The sequence below is a fragment of the Citrobacter sp. Marseille-Q5395 genome (assembly GCF_947057495.1).
Taxonomy (GTDB): Bacteria; Pseudomonadota; Gammaproteobacteria; order Enterobacterales; family Enterobacteriaceae; genus Citrobacter; species Citrobacter murliniae.
Genome location: NZ_CAMSEL010000009.1, coordinates 167566 through 180800, shown reverse-complemented (window position 1 = coordinate 180800; position 13235 = coordinate 167566). Strand labels below are relative to the sequence as shown.

The 13235-nt window shown below is 48.3% G+C and carries 13 protein-coding genes; 7 read left to right on the top strand and 6 right to left on the bottom strand.

Features of this window, described 5'->3' with window-relative positions; all coding sequences use genetic code 11:
* Positions 1 to 25: 25 nt before the first annotated feature.
* Positions 26 to 1186: a pyridoxal phosphate-dependent aminotransferase gene (locus OH663_RS11940; RefSeq protein WP_200010509.1), complete on the top strand. Its 1161-nt coding sequence runs from the start codon at positions 26 to 28 to the stop codon at positions 1184 to 1186.
* Here the strand turns inward: OH663_RS11940 and OH663_RS11935 are convergent, their stop codons facing one another.
* From OH663_RS11935 to dsbG, 4 genes are all read right to left on the bottom strand, one after another.
* Positions 1187 to 1804 carry an IbrB-like domain-containing protein gene (locus OH663_RS11935; RefSeq protein WP_045440994.1) on the bottom strand — a complete coding sequence of 206 codons (618 nt, stop codon included), beginning with the start codon at positions 1802 to 1804 and terminating at the stop codon, positions 1187 to 1189.
* Entirely contained in the window at positions 1789 to 3012 is a 1224-nt protein-coding gene (locus OH663_RS11930; RefSeq protein ID WP_045440996.1) for a phosphoadenosine phosphosulfate reductase, read from the bottom strand. The genes OH663_RS11935 and OH663_RS11930 overlap by 16 nt, the downstream gene beginning before the upstream one ends.
* Positions 3013 to 3180: 168 nt before the next feature.
* Positions 3181 to 4086 carry a DNA-binding transcriptional repressor CitR gene (citR, locus tag OH663_RS11925; protein ID WP_045440998.1) on the bottom strand — a complete coding sequence of 302 codons (906 nt, stop codon included), beginning with the start codon at positions 4084 to 4086 and terminating at the stop codon, positions 3181 to 3183.
* A 202-nt stretch (positions 4087 to 4288) separates the two neighbouring features.
* Positions 4289 to 5035 (bottom strand): thiol:disulfide interchange protein DsbG, encoded by a 747-nt coding sequence (gene dsbG, locus OH663_RS11920; RefSeq protein WP_200010511.1) that lies wholly within the window; start codon positions 5033 to 5035, stop codon positions 4289 to 4291.
* Positions 5036 to 5408: 373 nt separating this feature from the next.
* Here dsbG and ahpC point away from each other — a divergent pair, with 373 nt between their 5' ends.
* The 6 genes from ahpC (at position 5409) to OH663_RS11890 (ending at position 12065) form a co-directional block, all read left to right on the top strand.
* Complete coding sequence (ahpC, locus tag OH663_RS11915; RefSeq protein WP_200010513.1) at positions 5409 to 5972, top strand: alkyl hydroperoxide reductase subunit C; 564 nt, start codon at positions 5409 to 5411, stop codon at positions 5970 to 5972.
* Positions 5973 to 6126: 154 nt separating this feature from the next.
* On the top strand, positions 6127 to 7692 hold the full coding sequence (gene ahpF / locus OH663_RS11910) for an alkyl hydroperoxide reductase subunit F (protein ID WP_048221878.1): 1566 nt from the start codon (positions 6127 to 6129) through the stop codon (positions 7690 to 7692).
* A gap of 225 nt (positions 7693 to 7917) precedes the next feature.
* A complete protein-coding gene (locus OH663_RS11905; protein ID WP_200010515.1) occupies positions 7918 to 8478 on the top strand; it encodes a TorD/DmsD family molecular chaperone in 561 nt (186 codons plus the stop codon).
* The gene (locus OH663_RS11900; RefSeq protein ID WP_200010516.1) at positions 8468 to 10744 is read left to right on the top strand and encodes a molybdopterin-dependent oxidoreductase; all 2277 of its coding nucleotides are present in this window, start codon (positions 8468 to 8470) and stop codon (positions 10742 to 10744) included. Before OH663_RS11905 ends, OH663_RS11900 begins: the two co-directional genes overlap by 11 nt.
* Entirely contained in the window at positions 10741 to 11298 is a 558-nt protein-coding gene (locus tag OH663_RS11895) for a 4Fe-4S dicluster domain-containing protein (RefSeq protein WP_045441010.1), read from the top strand. Before OH663_RS11900 ends, OH663_RS11895 begins: the two co-directional genes overlap by 4 nt.
* Positions 11298 to 12065 (top strand): dimethyl sulfoxide reductase anchor subunit family protein, encoded by a 768-nt coding sequence (locus OH663_RS11890; RefSeq protein WP_200010524.1) that lies wholly within the window; start codon positions 11298 to 11300, stop codon positions 12063 to 12065. Before OH663_RS11895 ends, OH663_RS11890 begins: the two co-directional genes overlap by 1 nt.
* Positions 12066 to 12134: 69 nt before the next feature.
* Here OH663_RS11890 and uspG read toward each other — a convergent pair whose 3' ends face one another.
* Complete coding sequence (gene uspG / locus OH663_RS11885; RefSeq protein ID WP_005120854.1) at positions 12135 to 12563, bottom strand: universal stress protein UspG; 429 nt, start codon at positions 12561 to 12563, stop codon at positions 12135 to 12137.
* Between the two features lie 202 nt (positions 12564 to 12765).
* The gene (rnk, locus tag OH663_RS11880) at positions 12766 to 13176 is read right to left on the bottom strand and encodes a nucleoside diphosphate kinase regulator (protein WP_045441015.1); all 411 of its coding nucleotides are present in this window, start codon (positions 13174 to 13176) and stop codon (positions 12766 to 12768) included.
* Positions 13177 to 13235 lie beyond the last annotated feature (59 nt).

The window sequence follows — 13235 nt, the reverse complement described above, 5'->3', positions numbered from 1 at the left end:
AACATCACCCGCTGGGATAACAATAATGAGTAATAACCCGCTGATTGTGCAAAGCAAACTGCCAAATTTAGGTACCACTATATTCACGCAAATGAGCGCGCTGGCGCAGGCTCATCAGGCGATTAACCTCTCCCAGGGTTTTCCTGATTTTGACGGCCCGCACTATTTACAACAACGCCTGGCATATCATGTGGCGCAGGGCGCGAACCAGTATGCGCCGATGACGGGTGTACAGCCGCTTCGCGAAGCCATCGCTGACAAAACCGCCGGGTTGTACGGCTACAAGCCAGATGCTGATAGCGAAGTTACGATCACCGCAGGTGCGACAGAAGCGTTGTATGCCGCTATTACAGCTTTGGTTCGACCCGGAGATGAGGTTATCTGTTTTGATCCCAGCTACGATAGCTATGCGCCTGCAGTGGCGTTATCCGGTGGCGTAGTGAAACGCATTGCGTTGCAACCGCCGCATTTTCGTGTGGACTGGCAGGAGTTTGCCGGGTTACTCAGCGATCGTACCCGCTTGGTTATTCTCAATACGCCGCATAATCCTTCCGCGACAGTCTGGTGCAATGCGGATTTCGACGCGCTGTGGCAGGCGATTAAAGGGCATGAGATTTTTGTCGTTAGCGATGAAGTCTATGAACATATCTGCTTTGCCGCGCACGGGCACTCCAGCGTGCTGGCGCATCCGCAGTTGCGGGAGCGAGCTGTCGCCGTTTCGTCGTTTGGAAAAACCTATCATATGACCGGCTGGAAGGTCGGGTACTGCGTTGCGCCACAGGCCATCAGCGCAGAGTTACGCAAAGTGCATCAGTATTTGACCTTTTCAGTCAACACGCCGGCACAGCTGGCGCTGGCGGATATGCTGCGGGCAGATCCAGCGCATTATCGTGACCTGCCGACGTTTTATCAGAAAAAACGTGATGTTCTGGTGGATGCGCTGCGTGACAGTCGGCTGGAAATTTTGCCCTGTGAAGGGACTTATTTTCTGCTGATCGATTACAGTGCAGTCTCTGAACTCAACGATGTTGAGTTTTGCCAGTGGCTGACCAAAGAGGTAGGTGTCGCGGCAATCCCGCTGTCTGTTTTCTGCGCCGATCCTTTCCCACATAAACTGATTCGTCTGTGTTTTGCCAAGCAAGAATCGACGCTGTTGGCGGCGGCAGAACGCCTGTCTTCGCTGTAGCTATTTCACAGTCCAGGCTTTGGAAAATCGACGGTCGGTAAATAACTCTTGCAGGCCGTTGATTTGTTTCAGTCGCAACACCTCGTCATTATCCATTCCCAACTCTGTGCTTATTTTCTCTTCGCTCCAACCCAGTTGCGACAACTCTCTCACGATTTCAGACATGGCGTGAATTTGATGCCGCCCGCGGGCACGGTTATGGCGGATTGTCGCCGCCATACGTTCATGGCGTTCACGATGTAAACAGGTGACGGGAAGATAACCTTTTAACCGTGCTTTCAGGGAAGGTTTGTTTTTGCCTATTTCATGGCGGTGAAAACCATCGACAATCTCATACTCTTCTGCGCTTGATTCAACGACGACAATAGGTTGTGTGAATCCATCTGCCTCAATGGATTTCAGTAGCAGTTTTTTCTCCGGAGGAGCAACGTTGTTAGGGTTGTAATCATTTGGAGAGATATGTTCGTTTTTTATCCATAACACGCAATCTACCGGTTCATTACGAAATGGACTGACGCTGTGAATTGCCATTCTGAATTCATTGATGGCATCAATTCGTTCTTCTTCTGACAAACCAGAAAGAAACCCGGTAAGTTCCTGAGTTAATCGATGTTGCATAAGAGTCCCCATTCGTGACGTTTTGCTTTCATACGATCGCTATAACGTTGGTAGTTTTTAGGTTTAGTGGGACTAAATGAAAGGGCGCGGCACCAGTAGTCATTATTCAGGAGCACTTTGCAAATACGCCGCCACGACGGAATATCTTTTGAACCGATATCACCCTCTTGCATCAGAGGAATGTCATCTATTCCCTTATTCCTGTACCACTGTAAGTAGACCGCAATTTTGTTGCGGTAATGTTCTGCCGTTGGCACTGGCATGCTGTTCAACAGTAACAGGGCATACTCTTTCCAGTCTAAGTGCTCTGGCTTCAATATTTTCCGGTGACCGTAAAAATGGTTGTCCTGCCCGGCATAAATACCACCACTTTTCACGCCGCTAACGCGGGCGCACATGGCTGCCCAGCGCTCAGGCTCTATAACATGATACAGCCATAGCCCCTGGCGTTGTTCCGGTCCAAACGGTTCACAAATACGCATGTAACGTGTAGGAACGCCAGCCTGATACATCAGGTTATACAAGGGATTACACGGCTTTTGCGTTTTAGCGAACCACGTCCAGATGTCAGCAGTTTTCCAGTCATAAATGGGATAGATATACCAGGTATGCCCCCCAGGCGCTGAGGTGGTCCAGGGTTTATCATCGGCAAAGCGCTGTTTTCGCGAGTTAGCTATCGCTACAAAGCGGTTATATGACTCATCTGAACGTATACCTACCATCATGGCTGCTGGGCGTTTTTCAGAAAACCAATCAGCAAATTCGCGAACAAATTGCTCAAAGGTCATGCCGGATTGATAGAAGGGAAAATAAGACGGATCGGTAATAGCATCTGCGGGAGGTTGACGAACCCACTGTGCATTCGGTTCCCAGCACTGCCATTCGGGTTGATACTGTGAGAGTGAATTTTGTGTTGTTAGCGGTAACGCCACCCAATAAAACGCTTCGATAACATCAGAATAAAGTTCGCGTAACTCCTCTATATGATTGATTGTGCATGAAAATTGTGCCTCCCAGTCGATAAACAAGACGCTGATTTTTTTATGTAACTGGCGTGCAAGCATTGCTGTTAAATGCAGCATTAGCCCGGAATCCTTACCTCCTGATAACGAAACACATATGCGAGGTAAAGTCTCTAGCGTCCAGGATATGCGTTCCTGGGCCGCTTCAAGTACGTTTTGTTTAAGCGGGATTTTGTAAACAGACATATCAAATCCATATGAGATATTACGGGTGACATTCATAATAAATGCTCGTAATAAGATATGCTATTTTGCGTATCGTGCAATCTTTATATATAAATATTCAAATGTTGTATTTGTTACGTAATGACATTTTCTCCATGAATGTATTGTGTAAAAACCTGTTGTATCAAATCACATTCCACTATCCGTTATTTTTTTAATGGTATTAGCGAATCCCTGATTATTAAGTGATGCTCGGTTGTACATTAAAAAAAGCTGTACTTTGGGTAATGCCACATCAATTTTAATCTGTTTAAGATTAAGCGGTGCTGCATAAAAGTCGTAAGCCTCTCGCGGTACCAGACCAATAATATCGGTAGTGGCTATGATATTAGTTATGGAAATTAAAGAGTCACTGTAGAAACCGATTTTACGATTGGTTAAAAAAGAACTCGCTCTTGATTGAAATTCTTTAATGCCTGAGTCATCGGAGAGAAATAATGTAAATTGCTCTTCCAGTATTTGTTCAAGTGTACTGGATTGATTGATCCTTGGGTGATTTCCGCTGCAGATTAACACGTTTTCGATGGTTTTGAATGGGGTGCATATAATTGAGCGATTAGCAATCTGTGACAGAGTGATGATCAGATCAGCTTTTCGGTAAGCCAATAAATCTTCAGCTGTTTCTGCAGACATTAAGATATCCCGATGCTCAATTTCAACGTTCGAATCCTCTCTGAGATATTGAACTAACTTCATCACGCCTGTGGTGGTAATAATTTGCGGACTGTAAATGATAAATTTCTTCTTCAGCGTGGAGTTATTCATAATATTTATTGTCTGCTCCAGACTATTGAGATTATTTTCGAGATGGTGATGCAGGTTTATCCCTGTCACGGTAGGGGTAATTCCCTTTCCGGAGCGGATAAACAGAGGGTCATTAAACTGAGTGCGTAATCTATGTAGCGACTGGCTGACTGCGGATGGCGTAATGTACAGCGTTTCAGCTGCCTTGCTAATACTTAAATGTTGATAGATGCATTCAAAAATAACCAGCAGGTTGAGATCGAATTTTTTGAGGTCGTAAAGGTTAGCCATATATCCATTCCTGTCTTAGCTTTGCTCTGAAATATTCCGTTTCATTATGTCTAAGTTATTAATCATTCTTAGCACATATCCATTTAAATCTTAATGAACAGTTAACTAAAACTAAAGTAGCACAGCCTGTGTTAATTGTACGAGGAAAAAGTGTGATGAGCGATCGATATGAAAATGATAATAATCACTCATCGTATTATCTTTATTCATTACCCATAATGATGTTCAATTTTTCCTTATCTGGCAAACCTACTTCCTGTTGCAATGTATTGTCTTTACTCATGTAATAGATTGCCGGTGTCACGTTAGCGCCCAAATCGTCCATTAATTTTTGATTGATATTCAGTGCCTTCAGTTGCTCTGAAGGGGGAGATGCCGGCATGTCCAGTTTCATTTTACCGCTGGAGGCCTCATAGTCGTGCCAGGTCTTAGCCGGATCTTTGGTTGCCAGAATTGCCGCCGCAGTAGCCGGGCTTTCGGGTTTAATCACGCCTACCAGCAGCGTTCGTAACTGAACTTTACCAGATTCAACCCATGGACGCGCTTGCTGCCAGAACTGTTTGCAGTACGGGCAGAAAGGGTCGGCAAATACATAGACGATAACCGGAGCCTCTTTTTTGCCGTCCAGGATCCAGTGTGCTTTTTCCATACGCTGCCACATTTCGCGTCCTGCAGGTGCATAGATTTCTTTTTCTATCAGCTCATTACTGAGGTTTTCGCCTTTTTCGTTATACATATAGCCGGAGATAGCATGTTTTCCGTCTGGTGTGACATAGATAGTCACGCCCATGTCCTGGTATTTTCCCAGGTAGCCTTTCATTCCACCCGGCGCGTCAAACGGCTTCAGGATTGTAATGCCTTGTTTCTCAATCGCTTTAACGGCGTCCGGGAGGTCTTCGGCGTGTACGACGGCAGGTAACAGGGCTAAGAGTAATGTACGTTTGAGCATTGATTTTCCTTATAAAATCAGAAGGAAAGGGGGCTGAGTTGTAAAACCTATCACAGCCATAGGTAAGACCGACAGTCTGTCGATTGCCCTTTCGTTCGCTGGGTGATGTAATCCCAATCGCTGTTACAACCTTTGTTAAGGTAATGTAGAGCGCAACACTTAGCCAGCACTGCTGGCACTGAAGTTATCTGCGGGTAACTCGGGTAATGGGGCTCCCTGCAAAGGGGGCCTTTTTTACTTTTGGCTTAGAGTTATCAAAATGGGTTGAGTCGGTTGTTAGTTAACGCTTATTGATTTGATAAAGGAAACGCATTAGCCCTGAGAAGAGATTTTCGTTAACTTATCCCTCAACGAAAACACGGAGGAAGTACAGATGTCTTTGATTAATACAAAAATTAAACCTTTCAAAAACCAGGCGTTCAAAAACGGTGAGTTCATCGAAGTAACCGAGAAAGATACCGAAGGTCGTTGGAGTGTCTTCTTCTTCTACCCGGCTGACTTTACTTTCGTTTGCCCGACCGAACTGGGTGACGTTGCAGACCATTATGAAGAACTGCAGAAGCTGGGCGTAGACGTTTACTCTGTTTCTACCGACACCCACTTTACTCACAAAGCATGGCACAGCAGCTCTGAAACCATCTCCAAAATCAAATATGCGATGATCGGTGACCCGACTGGCGCCCTGACCCGTAACTTTGACAACATGCGTGAAGATGAAGGTCTGGCTGACCGCGCAACTTTCGTTGTTGACCCGCAGGGCATCATTCAGGCAATCGAAGTTACCGCTGAAGGTATCGGCCGTGATGCGTCTGACCTGCTGCGTAAAATTAAAGCAGCTCAGTACGTTGCTTCTCACCCAGGCGAAGTTTGCCCGGCGAAATGGAAAGAAGGCGAAGCCACATTAGCTCCATCTCTGGACCTGGTTGGTAAGATTTAAGTCGCATAATTTGTAGGCCGGATAAACGCAGTGCATCCGGCATTCCACAGGCGCAAATTTGCGCCTGTTTCATTCCAGCACCATGACGCAAGTTGCATTAATGCAGTCCCGCGAAGTCGGCTTGCATGATGATGTTTTCAGAGAGGGAAGAACAATGCTCGACACAAATATGAAAACCCAGCTCAAGGCTTATCTTGAGAAACTGACCAAACCTGTTGAGCTGATTGCAACGCTGGATGACAGCGCTAAATCGGCAGAAATCAAGGAACTGCTGACTGAAATTGCTGAGCTTTCAGAGAAAGTCACCTTCAAAGAAGACAACACTCTGGCAGTACGTAAGCCCTCGTTCCTGATTACGAATCCGGGCTCCAGCCAGGGGCCGCGTTTTGCCGGTTCCCCATTGGGCCACGAGTTTACCTCACTGGTACTGGCACTGTTGTGGACCGGTGGTCATCCGTCTAAAGAGGCGCAGTCTCTGCTGGAGCAGATCAGCGCCCTCGACGGGGATTTTGAGTTCGAAACCTATTACTCTCTGTCCTGCCATAACTGCCCGGACGTGGTGCAGGCACTGAACCTGATGGCGGTTCTGAATCCGCGTATCAAACATACGGCAATTGATGGCGGCACATTCCAGAATGAGATTACCGATCGTAACGTGATGGGCGTTCCGGCGGTGTATATGAACGGTAAAGAGTTTGGTCAGGGCCGTATGACGCTGACTGAAATCGTGGCAAAAGTGGACACTGGCGCAGAGAAACGTGCAGCAGAAGAGCTAAATAAGCGTGACGCTTACGATGTGCTGATCGTCGGTTCTGGTCCTGCTGGGGCTGCTGCTGCAGTTTATTCTGCGCGTAAAGGTATTCGAACCGGCCTGATGGGCGAACGCTTTGGTGGTCAGGTACTTGATACCGTTGATATCGAAAACTATATCTCGGTGCCGAAAACCGAGGGGCAGAAACTGGCAGGCGCACTGAAAGCACACGTTGATGATTATGATGTTGATGTCATTGATAGCCAGAGCGCCAGCAAACTGGTTCCGGCGGCGACGGAAGGTGGCTTGCATCAGATTGAAACCGCTTCCGGCGCGGTACTGAAAGCGCGCAGTATAATCATTGCGACCGGTGCTAAGTGGCGCAACATGAACGTTCCAGGCGAAGACCAGTATCGCACCAAAGGCGTTACCTATTGCCCACACTGTGACGGCCCGCTGTTTAAAGGTAAACGCGTAGCAGTCATTGGCGGTGGTAACTCTGGCGTTGAAGCGGCTATCGATCTGGCTGGTATTGTTGAGCATGTGACTTTGCTGGAGTTTGCTCCGGAAATGAAGGCTGACCAGGTTCTGCAGAATAAAGTTCGCAGCCTGAAAAATGTCGATATCATTCTGAATGCACAAACAACCGAAGTGAAAGGCGATGGCAGCAAGGTTACCGGTCTGGAATATCGCGATCGCGTCAGTGGCGATGTCCACAATGTCGAATTGTCAGGTATTTTTGTTCAGATTGGCCTGCTGCCGAATACCAACTGGCTGGAAGGCTCCGTTGAACGTAACCGCATGGGTGAAATTATCATCGATGCCAAGTGTGAAACCAGCGTGAAGGGTGTTTTCGCGGCTGGCGACTGCACTACCGTACCGTACAAACAGATTATCATCGCCACCGGCGAGGGCGCGAAAGCATCGCTGAGCTCCTTTGATTATCTGATTCGTACAACTACAGCATAAGAAAAGTAAGACTCACCTGCAAAACCAAAACCGTCAGTTACCCACTGGCGGTTTTTTTATTTTCCCCGCCCCCTATTGTCAATTCTTGAAACAATAAATCTGATAAGACATCGTTTTTAACGTAGCGAATGATTTATTTAATCAAAGAATGATTTAGCCCTTTCGATATTATAACGCCTCTGTTTGTTACATATATTCATTATGTGAATGAGGGGCTTTTCATTCATGGATTTAAATTATGAGGCTCTGACGAAATTTGAGTCGGCAGGGTTGTTGTTACGTGATTTTTTTATTTCTTATGACGGGGATTCACTTAAGTCTGCTTATATTTCACTGGCTGATGAATCGGGTAATTTCACTGGTCAGGACTGGCTGGATATCGAATACGATTTCAATGCGCTTTTTGTCGGCCCGTTAGCGTTGAAAGCTGCGCCCTACGCCTCGGTGTACCTGGAAGACGAGGCGCTGGTGATGGGAAAAGCCACCTTGTGCCACCGGGAGTTCATGGAAAAACTCGGATTGTCTGCAAATCAAGAAAATAGCATGCCAGATGATCATATTTCTTATGTCCTGGAGTTGGCTGTTTTACTGAGTGCCAATGCCAGAAAATCTGCTGAATATATGCCGGCATTTAATCAGTATGTAATGGAATATATAGCGAAATGGGTGCCGGATTATATCGATAAAATCAAAATAAATGCACAAACCGCCGCACTGCAAAACATAGCGGAAAAATTATCTTATTGGCTTGGTGAATTAATAACGAGAGTATCATATGAGCAATGAACAGGGACTTCTGAACAGACGTTCTTTTTTAAAGGGACTGGCTGCACTTAGTGCTGTAGCCGCCTTACCGGGGGGATTATTGTCATCGCGCTGTGCTTACGCGCAACCGCCAGTTCCATTTAACCCTAAAACTTACACTATTCACCGCAATGCATGCCCACGTAACTGCTACGACACCTGCAGCCTTAAAACCTGGGTGAAAGATGATGTGATCACCTTTGTGGAAGGGGCTACGGAGTCCACATTTACCCACGGGACGCCTTGCGTGAAAGGACTGACTTATCCTCGCCGGGTGTACAGCCCCGATCGCATTAAATATCCAATGGTTCAGGATGGCCGTGGTAGCGGCAAATGGCGTCGGGTTTCCTGGGATGAGGCGATGCAACGGATTGCCAAAAAAATGCTGGAAATCAAAAAGAAAGACGGCTCAATGCTGGGGCTGGCTCTGTCTAAATATTCCGGCAACCTCGGAGTGATGGGGTATGCCGTTGAAGGGATGATGTCTTCTCTGGGGTACACCACGCGCTTCGCCGGTACACCGTGCTGGCCTGCGGGTATTGATGCTCAGAATTACGATATGGGGGATATGTGGTGTAACGATCCGGAAGATTTTGTGAAAGCAAAATACATTATCATCTGGGGGGCAAACCCGGCGTGGTGCTCCATGCACACAATGAAGTACATCTACCAGGCTCGGGAAAAAGGCGCGAAGATTGTCGTTATTGATCCGCTGCTGACGCAAACGGCAGCAAAAGCCGACCTGTACCTGCGTGTTCGCCCTGGTTCAGATGGCGCGCTGGCCCTCGGCATGGCACGGCATCTGGTGGATAAGGGGCTGGTTGATCAGGATTTTGTGAACAACTATTCCCATGGCTACGCGGAATTTGAAGACTATCTGCGTAATAACGTCACCGTTGAGTGGGCGTCAGAAATTTGTGGTCTGTCAGCAGAAGTTATCCGCGAGCTGGCGGAGGAGTTTACCGCTGTTAATCCTGCCACCGTGTGGATTGGCTACGGTATGCAGCGGCACGTCAATGGCGGTGCAAACGTGCGAGCGATCGATGCCTTTGTGGCGATGACTGGCAATATCGGTATTGAAGGTGGCGGCGCTCGCTACGGACATTTGCAAACCTGGGGCTACAGTTACCACGGTATGATGCAGAAACCGCCAGAGGGTTCTGTGGGGATGAAAGGTGCTGGTGGCCCGGTGGGTGAGTTTGTCAGCGATAGCGGTGAAAAAAGCGAATACTCTGATCGTGCGTTGAATATCAACCAGACGGCACAGGGCATTCTCGACGCCAGCGAACCACCGGTACGAATGTTATGGGTGGCCTCTAAAAACCCGTTTGCCCAGGATTTCGATCGCAACAAGATGGTTAAAGCGTTCGACAAACTGGAAATGGTGGTTTGCGTCGATCAGTTCTTTAACGAGACTGTTCAGCATGCGGATATTGTATTACCCGTCACCACAACCTTTGAGCAATGGGATGTATCTTCGTCTTATTGGCACTATTGGTTATCCGTCAACCAACCGGCGATTAAACCGTTGTATGAGTGTAAAAGTGACCCGGAAATAGCCGCACTGTTATCTAAAACCATCAATAAACTGGAACCTGGTTCGTGTACCTTCCCGCAAGAGTTTGATACCAAAAGCTGGCTGGATCAGGAATTCAATGAGGCGATGGGTAAACAATTTGGGATTGCTGGCTGGGACGACCTGCTTGAAGGGCCTCGCAAAGCGAAAATGGTCAGCTCTGCGGCCTGGTATGATCGCAAATTCAAAACGCCATCTGGCAAGTACGAATTTAAATCTGAGCGCTGTGCGGAAAATGGCCACACTGCCTTGCCTGAATATAAAGCTGGTGCCATGGGAACGCTGCCGTTCCACCTGTTTACACCTCACCTCCAGTACGGATTGCATTCACAGTTCGTAAATCTGGACTGGATGCAGGTTTTCTGGCCTGAACCGTTCGTTTATATCCATCCGTTTGCCGCACAGAAAAAGGGTATTGCTGAAGGCGATCTCGTCAAAGTTTTCAACGAGGCGGGTCACGTTGAGCTGCGCGCCAAAATCACTACCAACGTCCCGGAAGATTTCCTTGTGATGTATGAATCCTGGTTCAATAAGCTTAGTTACAACGTCCAGAACGTGGTTAAGGACACTCCGGCCGATATGGGCAAAATGGCGACCGGTGCGCCAGGTGCGGCCATTCACAGTCAATTTGTTGATATTACTCTGTTGGGAAGTAAAGGAGCCGCAGCATGAGACGCGCGTTTTTAGTCAATAGCGATAAGTGCATCGGCTGCCGTGGCTGCGCGATGGCGTGTAAAAGTTTTAACCAACTGGAGCCGGAGCGGTACTGGCGTTATGTCTATCCGCTGGATAAAGAAATTTATCCGCATGAGGAGCGGGCATTTTACTCGCTGGCCTGCAACCATTGTGAAAACCCGGCCTGTCTTGCAGCCTGCCCGGTAGAGGCATACACCAAACGTGAAGACGGCGTGGTTGTGCATAACCCGGAGCGCTGCATCGGGTGTAAAAACTGTATCCGCAATTGTCCTTACGGCGCTCCGCGCTTTAATGAGGAAACGAAAAAAGCGGAAAAATGCAGTATGTGTTACGAGCGTCTTGATATCGGTATGAATCCGGCGTGTGTGAATGCCTGTCCGGTGGGGGCGCTAACGCTTATTGACCTGGATGCCGACCCCATACCAAATAATGCGGTGCAGTACCCGCCGGGATTCCCGCGTATGCCGCAGCTTAACCCCGGGACGCGTTTCATACTGGCACGTCAACCGAAGCAACCGGAGGGCAAGTAATGGAAAAATACGAACTTCCTCTGGTGGTCTTTACCGTACTCAGCCAGATGTCGGTGGGGATGACGTTAATCCTGACGTTGCGTACGCTGCGTGGAGAACTGGAAAGTAAACGTCTTTATTGGCTGGTCAGCGGACTGTTACTGGCGGCGGCATCCGTTGCGGCGGTATTACACCTCGCGCATCCGGATCGTGCCTACAATGCCCTGATTAACTTACAGCACGCCTGGCTGAGCCGCGAAATTCTCGGCGCAACGTTATACGGCGCGGCGGTCGGCGTAACGTTTTTGGCTAAAGGGCATAAGATCCCGGCTGTACTGGCATCCCTTCTCGGTATGGCGCTGGTGGCGGTGCAGGGCATGACCTATGCCGCGCCAGCGATGGTCGCTATCGCCAATGGTCTGACGATGCTGCTGTTCTTTATCACTGTATGGGTAATGGGTTGTGCGGCGATCCCACTGTTGAATCTCACACCGGCAGTTACTGCATTGCGTCAGGGGATCCTGGTCTGCATGGCGGTACTGATTGCCGCGCCGATTATCTGGCTAAGTGGTGGAACAATCATGCAGATGACGGCTCATGCCTGGCTTACATCCCCGCTTTACCTGGCAAGTCTGGTGTGCCTGGCGGTGGCGTTCGTGCTGAGCCGCAATGGTGAACGTAGAGCGAAAACACTCTTTGTACTGCTGTTTATTGGCGTGTTTTTGAGTCGTTTGACCTTCTTTGGTGATACCGTCAGCACCATCGTGAATATTGGTCATTTGTACTGAGGGCCATAAAATATAAACCCCAGCCAGGTAAAATCCTGGCTGGGGTTTTCTGTCTTATCTTAGTTCGAATTAACGCACAACCAGTACCGGTAGAGTTGCATGGCGAACCACGCTGGAGGCGTTAGAACCGAGGAGGTGCGTGCTAATTGACGGATTGCGTGAGCCAATGACCACTACATCCGCATTCAGTTCTTCACCCAACTCATTGACGACGTCACGCACGCTGCCAAAGCGGACATGCTGCTTGATCCGCGAAGGATCGATGCTGAAGTGGCCGACCATAGTTTGCAGACGAGTTTCTGCTTCGTGTTGCAGATGCTCTTCAAAACGGCGAACGTCAGCGGCAAAACGGTGCAGGCTTAAGCTGGCTGAACCCGGAAGCACATGCAGCAGGTGGATCACACCTTTATCTTGTGCCAGAAATTCTGCATGGCGAACAGCCTTGTCGCTCAGTTCCATTTCAAATACATCAACAGGCATTATGATTGTGTTGTACATAAGCATTCTCCTTGTCATTACATGAATACATAACAGCATACTATTAAATATGATTCTGTCAGTCACGACACAGATTTATGTTTTGCCAACAGAAGTGCGGGAAACAGCAATAAAGCTAATGCAACGGTGAGAGGAATGAAACCGGAAAGAGGATGCGGATGCATCCCCTGTAAGATAAAGCGGGTGCTTTGATAAGACAGAGTTAGCGCAGGTAGTCGCCCGCTGCTTCAGGCTGGTACTCAAGCGCAATGACTTCAAGGTGAGTTGATGTACCGCCTGGTAGCTCCCAGTGGATAGTGTCGCCAACGCGCAGACCCAGCAGGGCGGCACCAACGGGCGCCATTACCGAAAGCTGAGTATTGCTGTCAGTCATATTGGCCGGATACACCAGAGTACGCACACGGATTTCGCCATCACTCAGGTTGCGGAACTTCACACGACTGTTCATGGTCACCACATCGTGCGGCATGGTTTCTGGAGAACACATTTGGGCACGATCCAGCTCGGCGTTTAAAGCGTCGGCAATCGGTAAACCAGCAAACGCAGGTTGCTCCAACAGGCGGTCAATGCGTTCGGCATCGAGGTCGTTAATGATGATAGTTGGTCTGGACATTTATTACTCCATGTCGTCGATACTGCGGGTGCGCAGGTAAATAATCCCAAAAGAAAACC